This window comes from Candidatus Dadabacteria bacterium, assembly GCA_009840385.1.
GTDB lineage: Bacteria > Desulfobacterota_D > UBA1144 > Nemesobacterales > Nemesobacteraceae > Nemesobacter > Nemesobacter australis.
On sequence record VXNX01000013.1, the window covers coordinates 70,743 to 94,805 of the forward strand.

At 51.3% G+C, this 24,063-nt stretch carries 17 protein-coding genes; 10 read left to right on the top strand and 7 right to left on the bottom strand.

Annotated elements, in window-relative coordinates; translation table 11 throughout:
- Window positions 1–166: 166 nt before the first annotated feature.
- The 3 genes from F4X55_04820 to F4X55_04830 all read right to left on the bottom strand — a co-directional run bounded on the left by F4X55_04820 (window position 167) and on the right by F4X55_04830 (window position 5,147).
- Window positions 167–2,533, bottom strand: coding sequence for an MMPL family transporter (locus F4X55_04820; protein MYC40318.1), 2,367 nt, complete (start codon window positions 2,531–2,533; stop codon window positions 167–169).
- 229 nt (window positions 2,534–2,762) lie between these two features.
- A complete protein-coding gene (locus tag F4X55_04825) occupies window positions 2,763–3,584 on the bottom strand; it encodes an outer membrane lipoprotein-sorting protein (GenBank protein MYC40319.1) in 822 nt (273 codons plus the stop codon).
- A gap of 216 nt (window positions 3,585–3,800) precedes the next feature.
- Window positions 3,801–5,147 (bottom strand): hypothetical protein, encoded by a 1,347-nt coding sequence (locus tag F4X55_04830; protein ID MYC40320.1) that lies wholly within the window; start codon window positions 5,145–5,147, stop codon window positions 3,801–3,803.
- A gap of 249 nt (window positions 5,148–5,396) precedes the next feature.
- Between F4X55_04830 and F4X55_04835 the strand changes: the two genes are divergently transcribed.
- The gene (locus F4X55_04835) at window positions 5,397–6,398 is read left to right on the top strand and encodes a methyltransferase domain-containing protein (GenBank protein MYC40321.1); all 1,002 of its coding nucleotides are present in this window, start codon (window positions 5,397–5,399) and stop codon (window positions 6,396–6,398) included.
- 87 nt (window positions 6,399–6,485) lie between these two features.
- On the opposite strand, the gene F4X55_04840 is transcribed toward F4X55_04835, so the two are convergent.
- On the bottom strand, window positions 6,486–7,625 hold the full coding sequence (locus F4X55_04840) for an ergosterol biosynthesis protein (GenBank protein MYC40322.1): 1,140 nt from the start codon (window positions 7,623–7,625) through the stop codon (window positions 6,486–6,488).
- Between the two features lie 356 nt (window positions 7,626–7,981).
- Here F4X55_04840 and F4X55_04845 point away from each other — a divergent pair, with 356 nt between their 5' ends.
- Both F4X55_04845 and F4X55_04850 read left to right on the top strand, forming a co-directional pair.
- Entirely contained in the window at window positions 7,982–10,000 is a 2,019-nt protein-coding gene (locus F4X55_04845) for a cytochrome P450 (protein MYC40323.1), read from the top strand.
- Window positions 10,001–10,136: 136 nt separating this feature from the next.
- Window positions 10,137–11,531 carry an NAD(P)-binding protein gene (locus tag F4X55_04850; protein ID MYC40324.1) on the top strand — a complete coding sequence of 465 codons (1,395 nt, stop codon included), beginning with the start codon at window positions 10,137–10,139 and terminating at the stop codon, window positions 11,529–11,531.
- Between the two features lie 42 nt (window positions 11,532–11,573).
- Here the strand turns inward: F4X55_04850 and F4X55_04855 are convergent, their stop codons facing one another.
- The gene (locus tag F4X55_04855) at window positions 11,574–12,476 is read right to left on the bottom strand and encodes a hypothetical protein (GenBank protein MYC40325.1); all 903 of its coding nucleotides are present in this window, start codon (window positions 12,474–12,476) and stop codon (window positions 11,574–11,576) included.
- Window positions 12,477–12,791: 315 nt separating this feature from the next.
- Between F4X55_04855 and F4X55_04860 the strand changes: the two genes are divergently transcribed.
- The 4 genes from F4X55_04860 to F4X55_04875 are packed head-to-tail and all read left to right on the top strand — an operon-like array spanning window position 12,792 to window position 17,861.
- Window positions 12,792–13,949 carry a SpoIIE family protein phosphatase gene (locus F4X55_04860; protein MYC40326.1) on the top strand — a complete coding sequence of 386 codons (1,158 nt, stop codon included), beginning with the start codon at window positions 12,792–12,794 and terminating at the stop codon, window positions 13,947–13,949.
- Entirely contained in the window at window positions 13,949–14,383 is a 435-nt protein-coding gene (locus tag F4X55_04865) for an ATP-binding protein (protein MYC40327.1), read from the top strand. The genes F4X55_04860 and F4X55_04865 overlap by 1 nt, the downstream gene beginning before the upstream one ends.
- Window positions 14,384–14,411: 28 nt before the next feature.
- A complete protein-coding gene (locus tag F4X55_04870) occupies window positions 14,412–15,593 on the top strand; it encodes an ABC transporter substrate-binding protein (GenBank protein MYC40328.1) in 1,182 nt (393 codons plus the stop codon).
- A gap of 45 nt (window positions 15,594–15,638) precedes the next feature.
- Entirely contained in the window at window positions 15,639–17,861 is a 2,223-nt protein-coding gene (locus F4X55_04875; GenBank protein MYC40329.1) for a HAMP domain-containing protein, read from the top strand.
- Between the two features lie 6 nt (window positions 17,862–17,867).
- On the opposite strand, the gene F4X55_04880 is transcribed toward F4X55_04875, so the two are convergent.
- Window positions 17,868–18,227: an STAS domain-containing protein gene (locus F4X55_04880; GenBank protein ID MYC40330.1), complete on the bottom strand. Its 360-nt coding sequence runs from the start codon at window positions 18,225–18,227 to the stop codon at window positions 17,868–17,870.
- A gap of 175 nt (window positions 18,228–18,402) precedes the next feature.
- Here F4X55_04880 and F4X55_04885 point away from each other — a divergent pair, with 175 nt between their 5' ends.
- Together F4X55_04885 and F4X55_04890 are read left to right on the top strand one after the other, a co-directional pair.
- Entirely contained in the window at window positions 18,403–18,867 is a 465-nt protein-coding gene (locus F4X55_04885; GenBank protein MYC40331.1) for a peroxiredoxin, read from the top strand.
- 69 nt (window positions 18,868–18,936) lie between these two features.
- Window positions 18,937–21,267 carry an MMPL family transporter gene (locus F4X55_04890; protein ID MYC40332.1) on the top strand — a complete coding sequence of 777 codons (2,331 nt, stop codon included), beginning with the start codon at window positions 18,937–18,939 and terminating at the stop codon, window positions 21,265–21,267.
- A 76-nt stretch (window positions 21,268–21,343) separates the two neighbouring features.
- On the opposite strand, the gene F4X55_04895 is transcribed toward F4X55_04890, so the two are convergent.
- A complete protein-coding gene (locus F4X55_04895) occupies window positions 21,344–22,387 on the bottom strand; it encodes a Rieske (2Fe-2S) protein (GenBank protein ID MYC40333.1) in 1,044 nt (347 codons plus the stop codon).
- A gap of 539 nt (window positions 22,388–22,926) precedes the next feature.
- Here F4X55_04895 and F4X55_04900 point away from each other — a divergent pair.
- A complete protein-coding gene (locus tag F4X55_04900; protein MYC40334.1) occupies window positions 22,927–23,964 on the top strand; it encodes a methyltransferase domain-containing protein in 1,038 nt (345 codons plus the stop codon).
- Window positions 23,965–24,063 lie beyond the last annotated feature (99 nt).

Sequence of the window (24,063 nt, forward strand, 5' to 3'; positions counted from 1 at the left end):
ATTCCCTTTTTAGGATTTGGGTATGCAGAAATTTTAATTTACCCCTCTCTAAAAGGCAAAAACGTGTGTTTTTCAATTTGTACAGTTTCAGGGTACCCGGTGCGGTTTGTTACTTGCCAACCCTGTCCAGTGAGCCCCCGGGTGGCGTCTTGGTGAACTGTCCTTCTCACCTTGATAACCGCTTCCCAGAGAAGACGGGACGCCCATTCACGTCGAACTTCATGAGAAGCGGTGGCAGGAGAAGGAAATCGGCCACTAGGGCCAAAGCGATTACAAGCGCTGTGAGCTTGCCCATCGCTGAATTGAGTTCGAAATTGGAAAAACTCACCACGACAAAGCCTGCCACGAGCACAAGCGAGGTCGTAAGCAGTGCCTGACCCACGGTTCGGAAGGCAGCCAGTACCGCGTCAGCAGAGGTGGAACCGAGTTCGCGTCGGGTTCGTTGGTACCTGCTGAGAAAATGAACAGTGTCGTCGACCACGATACCCAACGTCATGGCTGTTACCATCGAAAGTGATACTCCCACTTGTCCGACTGTCAAACCCCATATGCCGAAACCCAATGCCCCGGGAATCAGGTTTGGGACCATGCTCGTGATTCCGAGTCGCCATGATCGCAGCGCGAAGATGAGAATGAAGGAAATTCCAACGAGCGCGAGCGTGGTTCCAGCGAGCATGGAAATAATATTTCGGCGGCCGAGATTGGCGAACATCAACGTGGTGCCGGCACTCACCTGACCGGAGATATTCGGCGCGTGGCCTGCGAGCCATTGCCGCGCGCGCTGATCAAGCGCGATCACTTCGTTTGACGAGAGCGTCCGCGTTCTCACTACCATCCGGGTGGCTGACTTACTGACGTCGATCTGGTTGTTGAGATCAAGGCCATAGGGTAGAGAGATCTCGTAGAGAAGCAGGTACTGCGCAGCAAGCTCCCGGTCTGCGGGTAGCCGGTAATAGGCGGGATCGTCTCCGTTCATGCTCTTGTTTAGCCGTCGGAAGGTATCGGTGATGACGTTTACGTGTATCGTTTCAGGCTGCCCCCTGTACCACTCGGCAAACCCTTCGACGTCGGAGAGATACGCCGGGTCGCTAACCCCACCCGGGGAGCGCGATGGGAGCGAGTACTCCATGGCATACAAACCGGTGAGGTTGTTAACGATGAATTCAGAGTCTTTTCGGAATTCGACGCTCTCGTCAAAGTAGTGGAGGAAGACATCGTTTAGCTCGTTCTTGGAAATCGATGCCACAAGCACTACCACGATCAGCACGGAACCCCAGAGCAACTGGCGGCTTCGGCGTATCACGAACTTGCCGAACATGATTATCAGGGAATTCTCTCGAGGCAGGGATGTGCGTACCCGAACCGGCAGCAGCGAGAGCAGCGCCGGCAGAAAAGTTACGGAGAGTACAAACGCTGCACCTACCCCAAATGCAACGAAGGTACCCAGATGGCGGAAGGGAGGCGAATCGGAGAAGTTCAAGCTCAAAAAACCGAGCGTGGTTGTCAGGCTCGACAGGAAGACCGGCTGAAAGTTCACCCGGACCGACTCGACAATTGCATCCCGCCTAGTTCTGCTGCCGTGATTCTCAGACGTGCCGGACACCGCATCATGCATGTAGTTGACAACGGCGGAATAGATGTGGACGCAGTTGGCAATAGCCACCGTCAGCACGACGACCGGGGAAACCGCCGAAGGTGATGTCATTGGAAGTCCTACCCAGCCTCCGATGCCCACAGCGGTCATTACCGACATCGTCACGACGAGCATTATTGCGAACGTTCCAGAAAATCCCCGCGTCAGCAGCAACAGCATGAACGCCATTGCCAAGAAACTCACCGGGATAAGCGTCCTAAGGTCGTCCAGCGACACATCCATAAAGGCCTGATTAAAAATCACCATTCCAGCCAATCGCACATCAATGCCGGGGAAACGCTCCCGAAACTCATTAGCAAGTTTCCGCGAGTGCTCAACAACCTCCGCGCCTTCGCGCATCTGGTCCTCGCCCGGCAACTGCAATGTGACGTTTACTCCCGAAACACCGCCGTCGCGTGCCAGCAGGCGCCCCGCGAGAGCCGGTTCCGCCAAGGCGATTTCGCGAATCCGTGACCGCTCTTCGGCATCGCTGAAAGCACTCTCGTCCACAAGTTCACGCACCAATATCTCGTCGCCGTCGGCTTCGGTATGCTGAAAGTTGGTAATGGAATCGACACGGCTCGCGAATGGGGTCTGCCAAGCCCGTTCGGTGAGCCACTCCGTAGCTTTAAGTGCGAGAGCCGACGTGGCGTCCCGGTCCTCCGGCACGATGGCGAAAAAGACGTTGTCGCTCTTGCCGTACATGTCCTCCATCTCCTGGTACTCCAGAAGCTGAGGGTTATTTTTGGAAAAGTAGACGCGGTGGTCAGTCGAAAATTCAAGCAACAACGTGCCGCTTGTTGCAATCCCGGTCAAGACAATGGCGGCGACTATGATCGGCCACCGGTGCATGATGGCCCAGTTGCCCAGCCGCGACTCTATCTCTCTCAGCAATTTCATTATTGCCAAAACAGGGGATTTGACTTGCGCCCGGAACTAAGGGTCACGTCCCCACTTTCTGGGTAATGGGTTGTAGGAATGGTTGAAGACATAGGTATTCCGCCGTTTTTCATGGGCCTGATGAATCCACTTACGGAAGTTCTCCGTTCGTTGCGTAGTGTGCTCACCCAATTTCAGTTGCGGTCACTCCGGCGGGCGGCAAACCGGACTGGGCAGTCAAGAAACCTTTCTACCGTATCCGCTTTAGGGCTGTTTTGGTAAAGTCCTTGGCGTCGAGATCGGTCCCGAACTTGTAGTCTGACCATAGCAGCACGGTACTCTTGCCCGTCAGCAGGTTTGTCATCGTTATAGTGCTGCTCCGCCAAAATCGATCAAGGTATTTTGCATAGCCCTCCACGACCATCGTCTTGAGGTGCTCATCCCTGCGATCGAAGTAGTGGACCTGAATTGTTCGAAGTTCCTCCCGGTCTAGCCAAACCACCTGGCGTGAGTACCCGGAATCCTGGCTTTTCGGGATACGCTCCAGAACGAGGCACTTGAGATCACCGCAAGGTTCTTCGCGGATGAACCGGTGAATGAATTTCCCGACCTCAACCGCTCCCATGTCCTCGTAGGAGAATTCGCTGCCCATGAAAGAACCTGATTGTTTTGAGGCGCTGATGCCTTTCACCCGCTTAAGGGCGGGAAGATAAAGCCACTGTTTGTCCGGGCCGGTCTTGTGGGCGTGGACGAGAAAAGCGGTTCCTTTGACGTCCCGTGGATGGTCAAACACAAACAGGGTTCGATCGCCGTCCTCCTGGACTTCAATGACCTTGAGGCGGAGTGAACGCTGGGTTTCTTGCCCTTGTTTGTTACGCAGCGTCATAGTCAGGCTTGCGGTAAAATTGCCGAAACCCTTCTGGCGCTCACGAGCTTCGGTCGCAACCCTGAGACCCGCTTCCTCAGCGGTACCGCTCAGGAGATCGGAATACGACTCAGCCGGCCAGAAACAAATTGCAAGAAAGCTCCCAAGCACCGCAAGTACTACGCGTGGAATTGAAAACCGAATCATTGGTTCCTCCTGCCAATGGGTATAAACAAAACCGGAGATATAGTCAAGTCTGGCGTATGGATACATGACCAACCGGCGGCTTGGTTGTGTTATTTTAACTCGATTCCATCTTTGAATTTCACTTCGGTTATTACTTTTTCAGGAAAGTCACAGAATACCATCAGTTCATTACGGTCTTTCTCAAGACACCGCGCCACTTTCGGGTCCTAGTCCGATTTAGAAACTGTAGGCCAAATTGACCTTTACGAAGCTGTCGCGCCGCACATAGTATATGAAGTCCTCCTCGTCGATATCCAGAAAAGCTGAGGCCTCAATATGCAGGAACCAGTTGTCCGAAGAAAGGCGACGCTTGAACTCGCCCGCGAGGACGCGACTGCTCTTGTTGAGGGAGCCCAAAACGCTGACGACAAATTCGGTGCTCTGCGGATCGTTCAATCCGAGACGCGCGGCAATGAACAGGTCGTTCTCGAATGCATTGGTTGCCCACCGTCCACGTCCGTCGTAAGCCCATTCGGCAAACAGGATCAGATCAGAGTTCGAACCCAATATGGAATAGAGTGTGTACTCGCTACCCAAGATAAAAGCCGTGTAGTCCTCTTCCTCTAAAGTATTGAGGTGCTGAATGAACCTGCTGTTCCTCGCGCCGGCACGGTAGATGGCTTCCAGCTTAAGCAGCAGGGAGCCCTTAGTAAGCTGGGCATCCACGCCGAATTGGCGAATTTTCTCGTAATGTGGAGCCAAGACCAATCCGGAGTCAAGAAATATCGGCAAAAGGGTGGGTTCTCGGTTTGTACCGTTGAACAGGCTGAGACCGATCTCGAGCGGTCCGAATAAGCCACTGTACCGGCTGGCAAGATCAATATGCCACTTTTTCGCGCCGGATTCGTATGAAATCATATCCTGGTCCACAATGAACTCATACCGCTGGCGACCACGCGGGCCCGGATAGGTGCGCGCACGGTGCCATGTCATTGCGAACAATTCCAGCGCTCCCCAGTCCCCCGACCAGGTGAAATGGGCCATTGGCTGACCCATCTTTATCTTTTCGTTCTGGTGTTCAATAACATCGGTCTGATTGATGATGTCCACCAAAGAACGCAACTCCACGACGCCCCAAAATACCCGATCGATGCCCAGACGCAATTCCCATTCCCCGTTGCCAATATCGCCGTACATCAGCAGATAGGCCTCACGAAAATCACCGTATGTGCGGTCCGGGTCCCCGGCATCGTACCGCAAAAAGGGAGTCACCGTTATGCTTGTGCCTTCGTCGTTCTCAACATAGAACGTTGTCTCCAGAGCAAGCCCGCCAGCATACGAACGCTGGTCAGGATACGCGGCACTTTGGGGATACAGCCAAGCCTCAGTCGAGAGGCGCCCGGAGATATCAACCTCGTCGCCGAACCCGGCCGGGTACGCTACGGTCGGGAGCACCGAGACAAGCACCCCCAGCACCACCGCTAAAATCGCCGGGAAGATTGAAGCCGGAACGCTCCTGCCGCTCTCAGTGGGTAAGGTGAACGGATTTTGGATAATCCGGCGCTGGGTCTTTTCAAACAACATGATGGTAGTGCGTAAGCCTCATTTTATTCAGGAATATAGTAACCTAAATTTTCGCGTTCCAAGTCTCGAACCAGAATTATATTCAAATCTGGTTTTATTGAGGTTCTGAAAAAAGCGGGTTTGGCAATCCAAAGAATGTTTTTGACCCATTGACGGAGATTGGATAAGATGGTTTCCCAAAATTCAGAAGAAAAGTCAGAAGGTGATAAGGAATCTTTCATATAGAAGATTCCTCAGAAGGAAACACAAATGGCAGATGACTCCCATAACCCAGTTTCAAATGCAGTTCAGCCGGATGATATTTTGGAAAGGCTGTCGAAGTACCGCAGAAGCCAGGGGATGAGCAAGGAAGAGTACGCCAGCACGGTAACGGCGTTTTATAACCTCATTACCGACTTTTGCGAACGTGGATGGGGACAGTCAATTCACTTCGCAGTGATGGAGCCGGGGGTGTCTTTCGAGGAATCCATTGCCAACCATGAGTATTTTCTGGGCGAAGCCATTGGGTTGAGACCGGGTATGAAGGTGCTGGATGTCGGGTGCGGAGTGGGCGGGCCCCAACGCTCCCTCGCAAGAAAGTTCGGCGCTTCGATCGTGGGCCTCAACATCAACAGATATCAGCTCGGGAAGTGCTCCGTGTATAACAGCGAGGCTGGCCTGGACCATCTCTGCAGCGTCCTGCACGGCGATTTCCTGAATATACCGGCGGAAGACGGAAGCTTCGACGCGGCTTACCATATCGAGGCCTTGTGTCATGCGCCGGATAAAGCCGCGGCCTATGCCGAGATATTCCGTGTATTGCGGCCCGGCGCGGTCTTCGTCGGCTACGACGTGTGCACGACCCCGCTTTACGACGGCGGAAATCCTAAGCACCGGGAACTCAAAGAAATAAACGAATACGTCTCCGCTCTTCCGGAAATCGCTTCATTCACGGAGGTAGACGACAGCCTGCGGGCAGCCGGTTTCGAACTTGTCGAGGCGCGTGACCGCGCTCTTGACGCCGACTCCAAGACGCCGTGGTATCAACCGCTGGAAGGGGGCAGCCTGAATCTGAGGAGTTTCTCGAGAACGGCCCTTGGCCGCAAAATCGCCTCGGCGGTTGTGCCCGTTCTGGAAGGCGTGCGCGCCGTACCCAAGGGGTCGTCCGAGGCACGGAGAATTATCAATGTCGTGGCCGACAGCCTCTTGGCCGCAGGACGTCTGGGAATTGTTACGCCCATGTACTACCACAAGGCGCGCAAACCGGGTTGATCCGTAAAGTAATCGGTACAACTCGAGCACGATACGGACAGGCGGCGACCGCAATCACCCCCCGAATAAACTCCGAAGAGAACTCTATCAATAAATGCCGGGAAGAATCCGGTATTTGACCCGTGCCTGATATTCCGCCCACTTTTCGGCACCGTATTTCTCGGCACAGTACGCATCGTCAAAACGTTGACGAAAGGTAAAAAACGTTACGACGAAGACAAAGTAGGTCCACGCCCAGGGATTAGTAAAGTAGCCGAATGCCAGGGCAATTGAAAGACCAAGGAAACCTTCGCCCAGGTAGTTGAAGTGGCGAGCGGCACCCCAGAAACCACTGCACAGGATCTTGCGGTCTCCGGCCTGGATGTACTCAGGCTCGAAGATCCCGAGAAATTTGCGGTCGGGCCATCGCTTGAATGTATATTTCTGCATGTTGGCGCCGCGAGAGATGCCCCACCCGAACAGGAACAGCGCAGTCGTTCCGATTAGCCAGAAATATGTCCACGCCGACGAAAATCCGGGAGACGGATAAGCGGCCATGCCCCACAACGGGAGGATGAACAGCCACCCGTAGATCACGAGGCCTCCCCAGAACATTTTGAAGCCGATGCCCTCATGGATCAGATCGTAGGTATATAGCTGGACGCGCTCAAAGATAAAGTAATCCAGTATGTAGTATGTGTAGAATGCCGCATACAGGAAAACGCCCGGATTATAGTTCTCGCCAAAGATTTCGTAGTTGTACGCAGCCCCGGACAAGGCGTTGAGCGCCAGCATCGTCCCACCGACGACATAGAAATACATCTTTATATCGAAGCGCTCGTTAAAGAACGATATCTCCTGCGCCCGCCCGTCCCAAAGCGCCAGAAGCGGGTTCTTTATCTTGCCTTGCGGCTGGCTGAAAACCGCTATGATCGCAAAGATTGTGGTGAAGACTGTTCCGCCCACCACGGCATAGATCGAGGACCGGTAGAACCACTCACGCGGCATCCCGGTGAGCTCGAAAGCCCACACGATCAGCGCAACTGCAAACACCACGATACCGTTTAGCCGATAATTACGGGGTTTACCGGTCTGCGGATTAATAACGTAGCCGGGAACCCGCTTTCCGGGCAGGATAAGCTGCGCCAGAAAAAACACGGCGAAAATCACCAGCGGGGTGAAAAAACCCGCAATCGCTTCCGTACGGGAAAGCTCGAAAAGGTGGGTAATACCAAGCCATTCAATCATAACCAAATCCTCCTTCCTTCAATAACGTGGTCACTTATGGATATGGACACAGAGAAGATCAATAACGCACAACACTGGAATTAAATAATATTCGTAGTATATAGATTATATATCATGTTATGTAGAAGGGTAGTGCTTGGAATTTTTCGCAAATTCAAGTCTTCGGCATTTCTTCAGTCTAGATTCAAAAACCCGTGAGTCTTTGAATCTAACTCTGATCTTGTTCAATATACGCCAGATTTGACTATATACCGGTTGGTATATACAATTTTTATGTTGAGAACCATGGTTGTCGGCCTTACAATTCCTGCAATCATTACCGCGCTACAGATTCAAATTGAAGGAGGCGCCGGCTGATGAATGACCCTATTGAGAGCCAGCCGCTGAGCTTGCTCGACGAGTTCATATTGATGCTTCTCGACGAGGAGAGCGGCTACTTTTACCAAATAGCCGCCCACAAAATGAACTGCGCTATTATCGGCGCGGCACTTGCGGAACTCTCTCTGCTTTCTCGTATCGACACAGACGTCGATTCTCTTCTCCTTCTGGATCAAACAGAAACGGGTAACCCCGGCTTGGACCTAATTCTTAAGGAAATCGTCAATGAGCCAGTTCAGCACAACGCCCAATACTGGATTGAAAAGCTCTTCAGCCATGCGGAAACAATCACTGATTTTACATTAGAGAACTTGGTTAATCTGGGAATTCTGGAACATCACCAGGGTGATTTCTGGACAGTGGCAGCTGGCAAACTATACGCGGATGCAAACGGCGACGATGAAGATGCAAGTCTAAGTCAGTTCATCAAAACCAGAATCGGCAAAGACATCTTTTCAGACGACATTCCACATCCGCGAGATATTATCATCATTTGCCTGATCGAGACATGCGGTATCTTTCCCCTCATGTTTAAGCTTGACAAAAAGGCGGAAGAACGGATCGAGCTTATCTGCAGGATGGACCTCATCGGCCGTTCAATGGCGGACGCGGTCGCACAGAACATCAATAATCCGCTGCTTACAACTTCCCATCATGGCAAAAAAATCCCGCGCGCCTCACTTCATCGGGTACTGCTCAACCCACATACTCGTAGTGGAAACCTTCCAGCACTTTTTGCAGATTTGACAAAGCAGCACGGCCCAGTCTTTGAGCTCACACTTCCTTTCTCAAAGCCAAATATTTTTATTTCCGGACCGGAAGTAAACCACTGGGTACGTCGACACGGACGGAAGTACCTGACATCCAAGAACCTTTTTGGCGAATTTGAGAAAGTGTATGGGGCGGTAGGCATATTACCTGCCCTGGATGGCGCAGACCATTTCCGGTATCGGAAAACCATGACTCCAGCCTACTCCCGCGGGAGACTGGAAGATCAGCTGGATGTGGTCTTCAGTAGGGCTCGCGAATTCATGGCAAATTGGAAAGTGGGCGAAAGCTATCCTGCAAGGGACCTGTGCCGAAAAATGATTAACGCTCAGACATCACCTTTAATGATGAACATTGATACGCAGGATATCATGGATGATATAATTGCCTACAAGGAGCGGGCGCTCAGCACCCATCTCTTAAACATTCTGCCAAAATTCATGTTGGAAACACCGGGAATGAAACGCAGGGCCAAGGCAATAGGCACTTTGATGGAGCGGGTGCAAAGTGTCCATACAGCAGCACAACGGGCCGGTTGTCCGCGAAACTTTGTGGATGATCTGCTAAGCCTCAATGCGAACTACCCGCTATTGATGCCCGAGTCGAATCTGAGTTTCGCTCTATCGGCAGTGGTGCTTGCCAGCATGTACTTGGGTGACGGCTTTAACTTCGCCCTTTATGCCATGGCGTCACATCCTGAGCTTTACGAAAGAATTCGAAGTGAGGCCGACGCACTGTTTTCAAATGGTGATCCAACTGGCAAAGACTTCTCTCCTGCCAATCTGGAAGTCACCGATCGCTTCATCAATGAATGCCTTCGGGTGTACCCGATTGTTCCAATGTCCATGCGTGGCGTCGTGAATACGTTCACGATCGAGGGCTACGAAATACCGCAGGGGGCCAGAGTAAACATTGCACAAACCGCCCCGCACTATATGGAAGATTGCTTCCCGGATCCCTTTTCATTTGATATCGACCGCTACCTGCCGCCCCGCAATGAGCATAGAAACCCCGGATACGCCCCATACGGACTGGGCCCGCACACGTGCCTCGGCGCCCGATGGATGACTCTGCATATGGCTGTCAACCTGCTGATCATAGCGCATTACTTTACCCTTCGCGTACACCCCGAAAACTATAAACTTGGGATCACCGCGTTTCCATCAATGAAGCCGGACAAAAAGCTTAAATTTCATATCGCCGAGCAGAAGCACGAACTACCCATCTGATGTGCCATAATCCCTGAATACGTTGACGCAGCAGGGGTCGAATTTCAGCTTTCTAGGGCTTCCTCCTAATGTCTGTTCACCCTTGTTTTACACCCGGCTGACCGGGTGCTATAATGGGCAAGCACATTAAGAGGCCATGGTATCGGCTATGAATGAAACGGAGGACACTGGAAAAATGAGAAAGGTTGCTATCATCGGTGGTGGAGTATCCGGGCTGGGGGTGGCTTGGGCTCTGCACCGACACCCCGATCTGTTCGAATTTCGAATCTTTGAAGCCCAGCCTCAGCTTGGCGGCAATGCCGTAACAGCTGACATGCCTCAAGAAGATGGGACCTCGATTCCGTTCGATATTTCCGTCACCGCGTGCATTCCATCGGTATACCACAATATACTGCTGTTCATGGAGCAACACGGTATTGATCTGTTAGACACCAAATTCAACTACAGCGTTAAGTACCGTGGCGAAATCTATGCACACGATTTCGACTCAGACATCAGGAGCCAGCTGCAACCGGAAATTGCCAAGTTCCAGAAACTCCTGGGACGTCTCAAATGGTTCGGCCAACTTAACCACTCCAGATCCCGATTGCTCAATGCTCTCAATCCGTTCAACTACATCAGCATGGGTGCGGTTCTCAACTGGGGCAGGTTCTCCGGAGACTTCAGGTACAAGGTTCTGAAACCGATGTTCGTCAATTTTCTGATGGCAACAAACGTGTTCGACATGCCCGCGTCCCTGTTTGCCCGGTATCTTGAGTTCTTTGATATAGAAACCGCAACACCAATGCAAACATGGGAGATGGGTACGCGGCGTATATACAAGGAAATGTCAGCCGGATTTCGGGACAAGATATACCTAAACAGGCCCGTGAAGAAAGTGTATCGGCGCGCATCCGGTGTGGTCATTGAAGATGAAAAGGGAACCACGGAGACATTTGACGATGTGGTCTTTGCGTGCAACGCGAACCAGACATTGATGATTCTGGACAATCCGACCTTACTGGAAAGCTTTCTTCTTTCTTCGATTCGTTACGAGAGCGAATTGCACAACCATACGATTGTCCATTCAGATGCCTCGGTTCTCCCGGACAACGCTGTCAAGCCCCTCGAAACCCGAAGCAACCACATTGAACAGTATGGTGTGAGACCCGACAACTATGAAATCACCTACATCATGCACAACCAACAGCCCTGGGCAAAGAAATCGGACAAGCCATGCCTGGTGACCTACAACCCGATCAGTCGTATCAACGAAGAAAAAATCGTAAAAAAATGGTGGTTTCAGCATATCGTGCACGATGTGTTTCACATAGCTTTTCTGGTTAATCTGTTTGGTTTCGTTCAAGGCAGGAAAAGAACTTGGCACTGCGGTGCCCATACTCTGATCAACAGTCAAGAGACATGTTTTGTTTCCGGCCTCGTCACGGCAAGACAACTTGGAGCAGACTATCCGTTTCAGGATTCCGAAGCGAGGAAGTGGTTTAACTTCTACGGACGTATGATGTACGGCTGGCGCTTCAGAAAGGCGTAAGACAGCCCCGGCATCTCCGGTTCCGGGAGATGTTGCAAGCCGTCAGTAGTCGTCATCGTCATCGTCATCGGATTCATTGAGGCTATTTAGGGCCTCGATCGCTTCGGTGTGCAGTATCCGTTCGTAAGCGTCCTTGGCCGGCAACTTGATGGCACGCATCAGCAGATCCCGTGCCTTCCCCCGGTATTGGTAATCATCCAGCGCCAGCAATCCGAGTGCGTATTGCAGAGACACGGCTTTTGCATTGGGAGCCAGGGCAAGAGCCTTTTCAAAAGAGGCAATTGCATCCTTTTTCCGCGCACCGTAGACGGTGCGGGCCATGAACGAACCCATCGCGCCGACCAATTCCGAATGCCACCTCCCCAGGCTGAGATGTGCTGCTACCAATTTGGGATTAATTCGAAGCGCGTTTTCCGTGGATTCGCGTATTTTTTCCGCCTCTCCCGCCGCTTCGAACACCCCGACAGTCTCCGCGCGCCGTCCGATAGTACGCGCCAGCTGCAGATGGGCATCCGCATTGCCGGGATTGGAGGTAACCGCCTTTCTCGCCAGCGTTACGGCCTGCTCAAGCAACTCTTTCTTCTCGCCTTTTTTGGCAATGTAGTTGGCGTGAACCGACAGCGACTTTGCGGAAAGCGCGAACCCCTGCGAAGTCCCGAGCCTTTCACCGATCCGGGCCGCCTCGGCGAATCGCCCCTGTGCATAGGCCGCCTTTGCCTCGTCAATGCTTTGTGCGTGTGCAACACCGATCAGAGACAGGACGCATACAAAAGCCAGACAGCAGGAAAAAAACAGGCAGACCGCATTAACTGGATAGTATTTACTCCGACTGTTCATTAACGGTTCCAAAGTAATTGGTGTCTGCCAGAAAACCGAACGTTTACGCAACAGTTCGGACACGCTATGTAGCGTACCAACCACAAGAGTTATATTCAAATCTGGCATGCGGAAGTTCTGAAAAGAAGCGACGTATGCGGTTCATTTAAATTCACCGAACAAACAACAGCAGGATACGCCACTATGGGCTGAGAATATAAGGATTCTGAACTGGAACAGCTTGATTACGAAAATGCCTTTGCTTAAGTTCTTGCCTAATGCTTTTGCCATAAAATAACTGTGTTTTCGGTGGGTCTGCTAGTGTCGGACACAGATATTTTGCCGAGCCGAGTATATGATTCCCTATACATAACTTCGCGTAATCAGGTATATAATTACCGATTTAGCAATTAAATAGGCCCTAAATGGCAAGGTAGGTTCTAAATGGACGACAGCAGAATCCGAATTTTGGTTGTCGATGATGAGATAGATTTAGAACAGCTTATGTTGCAGAGAATGCGGCGTGAAGTTCGTCGCGGTCGTTACGAATTCGAATTTGCACACAACGGTGTGGAAGCACTCGAACTTCTACGCAAAGACGACGGATTCGACATTGTACTGTCTGACATCAATATGCCCGTTATGGACGGGTTGACATTATTGGCACAGATACCCGACGTAGACCCTGATATTCGTGCCGTAATGGTCTCGGCATACGGCGACATGGAAAACATACGGACTGCCATGAACCGTGGGGCATTCGACTTCGTGACCAAGCCGATAGACTTCACGGACCTGAAGACTACAATTGAACGCACGATTGAAAACCTTGCTATGTGGCGTAAAGCACTGAGTGCGCGCGACAAACTCGTAGCTCTCCAGAACGAGCTTGATGTGGCACGGACAATGCAGCAGGACATTCTTCCAAAATCCTTCCCGACTTCTGAAGCATTTGATCTGTACGCGAGCATGGTTCCGGCTCTTTCCGTAGGCGGCGACTTTTTCGATGTTTATCAATTTAGTGACGGCCGGATCGGCGTTGCAATAGCTGATGTGTCGGGCAAAGGAGTGCCCGCGGCAATGTTCATGATGGCCAGTCGTACACTGTTGAAGGCTTGTGCGGCAATTTCCACCTCTCCGGCCGCCGTGCTGGAACAGGTAAATACGATGTTGGCGGATGAAAACGATGCCATGACATTCGTAACCCTGTTATATGGCATTTACGATCCTGGAACGAAAGAATTCGTTTACGCAAACGGCGGACATAATCCGCCGGTCATCGTCAAACCGAATCTGACAACTGAACTATTGGAGTCAACGGGCGGAATTGCTCTGGGTGTGATGCAGGATTTCAAATATCAGGAAAATACAATCACCCTTGAACCAGGTTCCATGATTGTATTTTACACTGACGGAGTAGTGGAAGCTGAAAAAGAAGATAAGGAATTATTTGAAATGGACAGGTTTTGCGAAATTTTCCAAAGCGGCACTTTCAAGGACGCCGAGGAAGTTACAAATGAGGTATTCGAGACGGTCAAAGAGTTCGCTGGTGAAAATCCGCAATCTGACGATATAACCTGTCTAGTTCTGCGAACCACATAATGGGCAAAGAAGGCCAGATACAAGCTTCACGTAAGTTGATCGTTCCCAATCGGATGGAAGAAATCCGAACGATCACAGCGGCGCTGGAGGAATTTTTTGAACAGCAGGGTCTCCCCCCTGAAGCATTGTTTAACACGCAGCTCTCCTTAGAGGAAATCTTCACTAACGTGGCAAGCTATGCGCATGATGATGATCAGGAACATGAAGTGGAAATCATACTTTCTAGAGAAGGTGAAACCATAACTGTTGAGATACTGGATGACGGATCCCCCTTTAATCCGCTAGAAGACGCACCGGAGCTTGATGTCGAAAGTTCGCTTGAAGACCGCGGTATTGGTGGAGCGGGAATAATGCTGGCGAAGCAACTGATGACAGAGTTGCGCTATCGACGCAACAGTGATCGTAATCATCTGACTATGATCAAGAAAATTTAGCAAAGATAAAATGCGGTTATTAAGCAGACTGTCTCTCAAAAAAGTGGTTACCGCCTCAATAGTTGCAATACTGGCAACCGCAGCATCAGGGGAAGCCCAACAGCAAACACACGCTGTGCCGGGCGTATACAGTGACCGTATTGTCTTTGGGCAGTCAGCTGCCTTCAGCGGCCCGGCCGGCAAACTTGGTAAAGGCATGCAAACCGGCATTCTTTCCGCGTTTAAAGAGGTTAATGACCGGGGTGGCGTTAACGGACGTCGTCTGGAACTGCAATCAATGGATGACGCATACGAACCGGAAGCGGCAATTGTAAATACGCGACGACTGATTGGTGAAAATGTTTTCGCACTCATCGGCGCAGTTGGCACTCCTACATCCAAAGCTGCGGTACCCGTCGCGGAGGAACACGATGTACCTTACATAGCACCTATGACCGGTGCGGAATTCCTGCGTGACAGCGCACGCCGGACAGTGATCAATCTTCGGGCTTCGTATTATCAGGAAACCGAGGAGATGGTAGAACGATTGACGACCGATCTCGGAATTAATCGCATTGCCATTCTCCATCAGGATGACTCATTCGGTCGTGCCGGTTTGAATGGGGTCCTTCTTGCCCTTGAGCGTCGCAAGCTTTCTGCTATCGGAACGGGGATATTTCCTCGCAATACTGTCGCGATAAAGACGGCCCTTCTTGATCTGCACGCTACCGGACCGGAAGCTGTGATTATTATTGGTCCCTACAAGCCAACCGCGACATTTATTAAGTGGGCGCGCCACATCGGTATGAACTCCATTTTTATGACACTTTCTTTCGTAGGCAGTAGTGCCTTGGCAAGCGAACTGGGTGATCAAGGGGCCGGAGTTCTGGTTACCCAGGTGGTTCCTTTTCCAACCGGAAACACGGTGCCTGCTTCCGCTTCCTATCGTGCTGCGCTCAAGGCGTACGACCCGGCGGCAAAACCCGGATTTCTATCGTATGAAGGATATTTAGCAGGGCGTTTGGCTATCTATGTGGTAGATAATTGCGGCAACCGGGTTAACCGCGGTTGCATCGACGCGGTGCTGCGGACCGGCAACAACATTAATTTGGATGGCTTCACCTTGCGATATAGCAAGAATGATAATCAAGGTTCAGACAGCGTGTTTTTGACGATTATTGGTCCTGATGGCCAGTATACGCCACTCACGTCTCTAACACGACGATACTGACCGACGTTTTGCATAGGCAAAAGACGTTGAATTGAGATAAGCGAAATGTTTTCAAAGCTTTGGAACCGAATTTCTACGCAAATTTCTACGCAACTTTATATAAGTTACGCAGGTGCTGTAGTACTCATCATCATCGTCAGCTTGATGGCTCTTTCCTTCCTTAACCAAATCGGCAAAGTTCAGCAGAACGTTAATGAAAAGAATATACCCGAGATGACATCGGCGTTTGCAATTGCCCAGCAGACAGCCATGCTCGTCGCCGCTGCTCCCCGACTCACCGCGAGCACGCCTGAGCAGTTCAGGACCGTTGTCGGGACGGTCGACCTGCAGGCGGATGCATTTAAAACACAACTCTCGACAATGATGGAAAATCAAGGAGAAAGCGAACAAGCGCGGCAGATTCAATCTGACGGGGTCGCCATAATCCAGAACATTGAGCGGATCAAGCTGCTTGTCAGGGAACGCTTTGAACTTCGCGAGAGCAGTCTCAATCTTAGAGACGAGCTCCGGGGTATCCAAAGTAAAATAACGCCGATTATGATTAACGAAATCGACGATCAGATGTTCTATTTAATGACCGGACACCGGTCTCTTGATGCAGTACAATCTCCCCGCTCGGTTCATTTCTCCGAACCGGAATTCCTGATCTATCGTCGCCTGTTTGAACTCCGCGAAGCGGCTGTAGTCGCTTCGCAGTTGCTCGCAACCGCGTTTGTAGTGACCGATGCGGCCATGCTGCAGCCATTGCGAGAACGGTTTGAAGCCGCAGCCGGTAGCACCAGCCGATCGCTTGATGCGCTTGAGAAATACGAACAGGGGGGAGGCGACCTTCATGACCAGCTGTCTGGGATTTTCGAAGACCTGGTCTCATTCGGCAGAAGGGAAAACAACGGATTTGACCTGCGCAGTCGGGAACTTGCAGTTGACGATGAATTATCCGCCCTGCTTCTCGAGAATCAAGCTTTGGGAATTGACATCGTAGCGCGAGTAGAAAGCGTTGTAAACGATTCAAGCATGACTGCAGGGGAGATGGCGAGCAAAGCGGCGGCGGTAACTGCCACCAGCACGAAGGTACTACTGGTTTTCAATATTGTTGCTATAAGTGGTGGAATCTTGTGGGGATGGATACTTGTACATCGTCGTCTGATTCGGCGTCTGGAGAGAATATCGAATCAAATGCAAGAAATGGCTGATGGCAACCTGGAAATAGCCGTCGACACTAGAGGTAATGACGAAATCGCGCAATTAGCCAAGGCGCTTGAGGTGTTCCGATATAACGCACTGGAAGTACAACGCCTTAATCTTGTAGAGACGCTCGCCAACCAGCTGCAAGAAAAAAACGAAGAACTGGCACATACTAACGAAGAGTTGAAACGGGCGCAGGACCAGATCGTGATGCGAGAGAAACTTGCTGCGCTTGGCCAGTTGACAGCCGGGGTCGCACACGAAATCAAAAATCCAATGAACTTCATCATGAACTTCTCGGAGGTTTCACAAGAGCTGCTGGAAGAACTTCTGGAGGAAGTGGCCAAAATGGAGGCTAACGGGGACGCGAAAGAGGAATACGATCCGGAGTTAGTCGAGGAAGTAGCCGAGGATTTGACAGGAAATTTGAAACGCATTCACGAGCACGGAACTCGTGCGAACCGAATTATAACAGACATGCTCAAGATGGGCCGTGGTGGCGGGGAATGGCAACCGACTGACCTCAACATATTGCTTAACGACCATGCGCTGCTCGCGTTCCACAGCGCTCGCGCTGCCGACCCTGACTTCCAGCTAGAAATCCAGGAAGACTACTCGCCGGATATAGGCGAGATCACGGTGCAACCGCAGGACATCGGCCGGGTTTTCCTAAATCTGGTAACTAATGCTTGCTATGCCGCGGACGAAAAACGAAAAATGCTGGCAGCCGACAATGCGTCGAAGAAAGATTATCAGCCGACGCTTAAATTGAGTACGCGGCTCGTTGATGACCGTATTGAGGTACATGTTCGTGACAATGGAACCGGTATTCCCGAATCCGCATTGGAACGTATCTTCAACCCGTTCTATACAACGAAGCCCACGGATCAAGGGACAGGCTTGGGATTATCGCTGTCCAACGACATAGTACGACAGCACGGCGGTGAGTTTCGCGTAGAAACGGAGGAAGGAGAATACACAGATATGATTGTCGTCTTGCCGCTTGACCCTGTAGCTCATCAGGTAATTGATACTTCAGAAGAAACCGCAGAAGGCGAGGACTCGGCAACTGCCTCTTCGTGACGCGTTTTAACCCGTTGTTGCAGCTATAGCGTCAGAACGAGATTTGAGCACATCAATGATTTTATCAAAACCTGCGATCTCGAAGATTTCCCTTATGGGACCAGGCAAGGAACACAGCATGAATCTCGTATTTCTACTTTGCAATGTTTTTGCAATAAGCAGAATTGAACGCAATCCCGCACTGCTGATGTAGGACAGCTTTTCAAGATCCAGAACTACGGGATTGTCAGAACCACCTATTTCCTTGTCCAGGTTCTCGTGGAATTCCTGTGCGTTCAGACCATCAATTCGACCAGCTACGGTTATTATCAAGACACCTTCGACCTGATCGGACTGCAATTCAAGTTGATTGTTTTGACTAGCCATTTTTCAATCGTAGTAACTTATCTAACTATAAAGCGATAATCAAGATAGGATTTGCATGTCCAAACAAAAGAGACAATACCGGGATATTCCAAGGGATGCAACCCCGGGAATCCGGGGTTGCGCAGGTGCCGGGGACTTGTTACCCTTTATCAAGCTTGTTTGTCAAGCTACAATCATGGGAAAAAATCTTGAGATAGGGAACCAGGCCCCTGATTTTGAAACCGAAACCTACGGAGCGGAGAAAGTAAGGCTAAGCGACTTTTATTCTAAAGGAACCGTAGCGCTTTACTTTTATCCTAAGGACAACACTACGGGCTGTATTAATGAGGCTTGCTCGCTTCGCAATGCGGAGGAGGAACTTGCGTCTCTTGGAGTACAGGTCTTGGGGGTAAGCACAGACGGGGTGAAGTCCCATGAGAAGTTCAGAGACAAGTTTTCACTCAATTTCCCGTTATTGAGCGACAGGAGCAGGAAGATAGTGGCTCTTTACGGGGTAAGGTGGAAGTTCTTCCCCTTCGTTGCTCGCAGGACTACCTTCCTTATAGAAAAAGGCGGCAGGATAGCGTATATTTGGAACAAAGTTAAATCCTCGTCCCATGCCGAAGAGATACTCAGCAAGGTAAAAGAACTAGGTCTTTGAACGGTGAACAAAGTATGAGGAAATGCCAGATCTGAAACCTACACATATTGTATAATTCGGCACGATCTTATGAACTTGGAATCCTACATCTCAACAATTCTCGCCCGCCGCTGGCTGACCATTCTGCTCTCTTTGCTTGTTATGCTGGTCCTTGCCGCGGGAGCCACGCGCTTGATTGTGGTGGACGTAGACTTCCGCAACCACTTTAGTAAATCCGACCCACACCTCGTTGCACTCGAACAGCTTGAAGAGACATATGCACTGTCCGATGTCGTATTGGTTGCCATAGCACCGCATGACGGCACCATTTTTACACGGGAAACGCTTGTTGCCATTGAAGAGATGACCAAGCAGCTTTGGCGCACCCCGTACGCCACCCGCGTCGATTCTATTTCAAACTATACGCATAGCGAGGGGTTTGAAGACGAGCTGGTTGTTGAGCAGCTTATAGACGAAGCCAGTTCCCTGAGCGATACCGATATACAACGAATCATGGATATCGCGCTCGGCACTGAGGAAGTTGCCGGGCGATTCGTCTCCCGTGACGGACGAGTTGCAGGTCTGGTTGTCAGTATTATTCTTCCTGACGACAATAGGGAATTGGCCAAGCGAGAGGTTACTGACTACCTGTATGAAACTGTTGCCGACGCCGGGGAGAAATATACATCCATCGACTACCACCTTTTAGGTGGACTCATCCTCAATCGTGTCATAGGTGACGCGCTTGATGATGAAACGGCCATCCTCGGGCCCATTGCTCTTGGAACCATGCTGCTTGTCGCCTTGGTTCTGATACGTTCGATATGGGGGACACTTGCCATTGTGCTGATGATTGCTACCGTCATCCCATCCGCGCTGGGCTTTGCCGGGTGGACAGGCTTAAGACTGTTTGGTGAAAGCGGTGCCGCAATGTTCGTGCTGATGGCCGTGACCGTCGCTCACTCCGTGCACATTATTGAGGCAATGGCCGGGGGCTTACGCCAGGGCATGACGAGAACAGAAGCGGCAATCTATGCCGTGCGAGTGGACGTGTGGCCTATTTTCCTTACCTCGTTCACAACCGCAATCGGATTTCTGAGCCTGAATTTCGTAGATATGCCACCGTTTAAGGTCATGGGTAACATCGTGGCGTTCGGTTCCATGTGCGCTTTCGTCTTTTCGGTGACTCTGTTGCCCGCATTCCTGTCACTATTACCTATTCGTCCCCGGAAGCTGCGCGAAGACAAACAGGATTTTTTCGATCGTCTCAGCCGTTTTGTCATCTCCTATCGTACGATCCTTCTGTGCTTCTTTGGCATTGTGACTGTCTTTCTGGTTGCAGGCATTTCCAAGATTGAGCTTAGGGAGAACTGGCTTGAGGTTCTTGACGAGAGTTACGAGTTCCGGCGATCCGCGGATTTTCTGAGCGAGAATTTCCCTGGCGTGGAAACCTATGAGTACTCTCTCGATTCCGGCCGTGAAGGCGCCGTCACGGATATAGAATACCTAAAACAGGTTGAGTCGTTTGCGGATTGGTACCGGGAGCAACCGGAATTTGTCCATATCTTCTCAATTGCCGATATCATGAAGCGTCTTAACAAGAACCTGCATGGTGATGACCCGGATTACTACGCCCTTCCCGACGATCCTGACCTTGCTGCGCAGTACCTTTTGCTTTACGAATTCTCTCTTCCGGTAGGCCGCGATCTGAACAACCTGATCGACCATGACCGGAGGGCAACACGCGCAACGGTCTCAGTGAAGAGTATGTCCAGCAAGGAAAAGATCGATCTTGACGATCGTTCACGTGCGTGGCTGCGGCAAAATGCCCCCGGCATGGAAACCGGCGCTACAGGAATTTCGATTGTGGGGTCTCATTCGATTCAGAGGAACATTGAAAATATGTTGCAGGGCACTTTTGTGGCGATGGCCATCGTCTCCCTGCTGCTGTTCGCCATATTCAGAAGCATACGCCTGGGACTGGTCAGTTTGATCCCCAATTTCCTTCCGGCCGCTATGGCCATGGGACTGTGGGGGTATTTGGTGGGAGAGGTAGGAGTTCCAGCGGCGGTCGTCACCGCTATAGCATTCGGCATCATCGTGGATGACACCATCCACTTCATGACAAAATATACGGATAGCAGAAAAGCAGGGAAATTGCCTTCGGAGTCCGTTCAAATTGCCTTTCGCTTGGTGGGCAGGGCACTGTTTACAACTACCGTAGTGTTTGGTCTGGGCTTCATGGTGTTCGGAGCATCCGGGGTGGTGGGAAACCAAGTGCTTGGTCTTTTGGTAGGAATAACGGTAATTATTGCTCTACTGGCAGATTTCTTCTTTCTTCCGCCGCTTCTGATGCTACTTGACGAGACCAAGGAAACCACCGAGGAGATTAGGGAGAGATTGAGACGCTCAACCGCATAGATCGCGAAGATTCCACTGTGCGGTATGGAAAAGCTGAATAGTATGCCGAAATCGGCATAAACGTCTCCACATACCTCTACGGATTATAATACTGACCATCCGGATAGAACTGCCTGCAGTAGCGCCGATACTTCCCGATATCGCCGTCAACGCTGCAAAGCCTTGGAAGTGACCGATGTTTTAGATTGCTCCAGATGACGACATCCTGCATGACGTCATGCTCCTGGGAAGCAATGAGGACCTTGTTCATGAGGCGGGTCCTGAGTCCCAGGGGAAGGAGCCGCAGCCCGTGGCCCACTCCCTTCAGATTACGAAGTTGTCGCACTTGGCTCACCAACGTCAATTCAATAATTTTGCCATCAATCGGTGTTGCAAGCACCCACAGGCGGGTGTCCATATTGATCGAATGTTCGTGAACCTCGACAATTGAATAGCCAAGCCCGTGTATACTGGCGACCGCAGAAACGTCGTACTCGAAAAGCTTGATGCCAGCAACTGTAAGGTTACGTTTGAAGTTAAAGGAGTTCCTGAGGAAGGTGCCGTCAATCGATACCGAACCGACAATGTTCACACTGTTGTAGTGGTGCACATAGTTAAGGTGTGCAACATCCACGGAGTTCTCGGTAGTTTCCTGGGGATGTCCCGGGAAACGGAGGTGGCAGAATTCCATCCCGCTCCAGTCGGTATCCGTTGTGGAGATTTCGGGCAGGTGCCATAGAGGTTCTCGACCGCCGCTGCCCCACCAACCAAAAATGAGACCCTCTATCTCTCGTGTCTCGAACACCTTCAGCTTGGCGGTTTTTGGCGGAGGAGCGAAGGGTGTCGCCACGCATTGACCGCTCACGTCAAACTCGAAACCGTGAAAAGGACATACGAGGCAACCGTTGCGCACCCGCCCCCCTGCCTCAGGGCCAAGATCGGCTCCAAGATGCGGACAGACCGCCTCAGCAACACAAACGTTCCCTTCCCCGTTGCACCAGACAACAATCTGTTCTCCAAGCCAAGTTCTCTTTAAGAGTCCCTTTTTTTCAATCGTCTTGCGGCTGGCAACAAAATACCAGCCTTCCGGAAATGGGTAAAGCAAGGCTTCATCCTTGCGCACGTTTGAGTTTGGATTCATTTGCTGTTATTCCGCTTATCCAGCGTTAAGTACCAGAAATGCATTTGCATTAGCTTCAGGGAATTATATATCTAAACCGAAAAAGTGTAAATTCTGCTTTTTCTCGTTTGTGGGGGGAATAATAATAAGCGTTTTGCTTGCCTTTTGTTTCTAGATCAATGCACAGCTAGCCTGTTCTCTTAACATAAACTCATAACTTGTCCTTATGAAATATTTTGGTTGCAGACAAAATGGCATCCGTCTAGCCAAGTTGATCTTGAAATTGCATCTTTCATTAAATACTATACTAGTGCTGGTGGCGACCGGCTCGTTCCACAGGACTCTTTATGAGGCAGATGCCTTTGCTTCCGTGAACTATGGAAAACCTTAGATACATAATCGCTTACCTGTTGGGCTTTGTGGCTATTGCTCTTGTGGCAATTCTGATAGTAGTCGGCGGTGTTACTCTAGTTCGCTGGATTTTTGGGTAATTAAAGGGTTAAGCCCATAACCACTTATTGCGAAAAATAATTCCATAAATTTTATAGGGGAAACCTGCTATGCAACTCCGCAAATTATTGAACGGACTGAAGACCGCGTACAGCGGGTCGAACGTCGCCCGCCGCGTGCAATACTTCAATGGATGGACAGACAGGGCGTCCGCGGAGAATACCGGTGCGGCGGACTATGATCACACCAAGACCGTCAAGGAATACTACGACCTTTGCAGCGAGCTCATGGTGTTCGGCTGGGGCGAATCCCTTCACTTCGCACCGCTGTCGCCCCGCGAGAGCCTGGAGGACTCCAAGATTCGGCATCAGCGGCTGATGATTGCCAAGCTGGAGCTGCACGAGGGGATGACGGTGGTCGATATCGGTTGCGGGATCGGCGGCCCGATGCGCCGTGTCGTCCGCGAGGCCGGAGTCAGGGTCGTCGGGGTCAACAACAATGAAATCCAGTTGGACAAGGCAAAATCGTTGAACGTTGAGGCAGGGCTCGACCACATGGTCGACTACATCGCGTGCAGCTTCATGGACATGAGCGCCATCGCGGATGACACCTTCGACCGGGGCTACGCGATCGAATCGACGTGCCACGCGCCAAAAAAGACGGACGCGTTCGCCGAGATCTACCGCGTGCTGAAACCCGGAGCCCTCTTCTGGGGTCAGGAAATGTGCCTTACGGACAAGTTCGATCCCGACGACAACCGGCACCAAGCCATCAAGCAGGAACTAATGCACGGCATCGCGCTCAAGGATATCGCGACGATGGGCGAGGTGGACCGGGCGCTTGAAACCGTGGGATTCCAGGTCGTCGAGGGGGCGGACCTAGCCGTCGAGGAGAACGGTCCGACCACGCCGTGGTACCAACCCATGGAAACCCGGCACGGAACGCTGGACAATTTCCTGCCTAGGCTTCCGCTGGGGCGTAAGGTGTTCATCGGGGCATCCAGGCTGGCCGAGATACTGGGGGTGTTCCCGAAAGGTTCCGCGGAAGTCTTCAGTCTGATGGATCGGACCGCCGACGCCTATGTCGCGGGCGGCAGGACCGGGGTCTTCACGCCGCTATATTGCTTCCTGGCACGCAAACCCCTCTAAATCCCCGCATTCCCTAGTGCTCCAGCGGATCCTCCCATGGCGCACTTCAGGCGGACAATTTGCACATCCGCTCGGCAATGCGGAATTTCAGCTTTTGGT

Bases quoted from the DNA above. Each gene is read 5' to 3' on its own strand.
- F4X55_04820 (MYC40318.1), bottom strand. From the start codon at position 2,533: ATGAAATTGCTGAGAGAGATAGAGTCGCGGCTGGGCAACTGGGCCATC.
- F4X55_04825 (MYC40319.1), bottom strand. From the start codon at position 3,584: ATGATTCGGTTTTCAATTCCACGCGTAGTACTTGCGGTGCTTGGGAGC.
- F4X55_04830 (MYC40320.1), bottom strand. From the start codon at position 5,147: ATGTTGTTTGAAAAGACCCAGCGCCGGATTATCCAAAATCCGTTCACC.
- F4X55_04835 (MYC40321.1), top strand. From the start codon at position 5,397: ATGGCAGATGACTCCCATAACCCAGTTTCAAATGCAGTTCAGCCGGAT.
- F4X55_04840 (MYC40322.1), bottom strand. From the start codon at position 7,625: ATGATTGAATGGCTTGGTATTACCCACCTTTTCGAGCTTTCCCGTACG.
- F4X55_04845 (MYC40323.1), top strand. From the start codon at position 7,982: ATGAATGACCCTATTGAGAGCCAGCCGCTGAGCTTGCTCGACGAGTTC.
- F4X55_04850 (MYC40324.1), top strand. From the start codon at position 10,137: ATGGTATCGGCTATGAATGAAACGGAGGACACTGGAAAAATGAGAAAG.
- F4X55_04855 (MYC40325.1), bottom strand. From the start codon at position 12,476: ATGCCAGATTTGAATATAACTCTTGTGGTTGGTACGCTACATAGCGTG.
- F4X55_04860 (MYC40326.1), top strand. From the start codon at position 12,792: ATGGACGACAGCAGAATCCGAATTTTGGTTGTCGATGATGAGATAGAT.
- F4X55_04865 (MYC40327.1), top strand. From the start codon at position 13,949: ATGGGCAAAGAAGGCCAGATACAAGCTTCACGTAAGTTGATCGTTCCC.
- F4X55_04875 (MYC40329.1), top strand. From the start codon at position 15,639: ATGTTTTCAAAGCTTTGGAACCGAATTTCTACGCAAATTTCTACGCAA.
- F4X55_04880 (MYC40330.1), bottom strand. From the start codon at position 18,227: ATGGCTAGTCAAAACAATCAACTTGAATTGCAGTCCGATCAGGTCGAA.
- F4X55_04885 (MYC40331.1), top strand. From the start codon at position 18,403: ATGGGAAAAAATCTTGAGATAGGGAACCAGGCCCCTGATTTTGAAACC.
- F4X55_04890 (MYC40332.1), top strand. From the start codon at position 18,937: ATGAACTTGGAATCCTACATCTCAACAATTCTCGCCCGCCGCTGGCTG.
- F4X55_04895 (MYC40333.1), bottom strand. From the start codon at position 22,387: ATGAATCCAAACTCAAACGTGCGCAAGGATGAAGCCTTGCTTTACCCA.
- F4X55_04900 (MYC40334.1), top strand. From the start codon at position 22,927: ATGCAACTCCGCAAATTATTGAACGGACTGAAGACCGCGTACAGCGGG.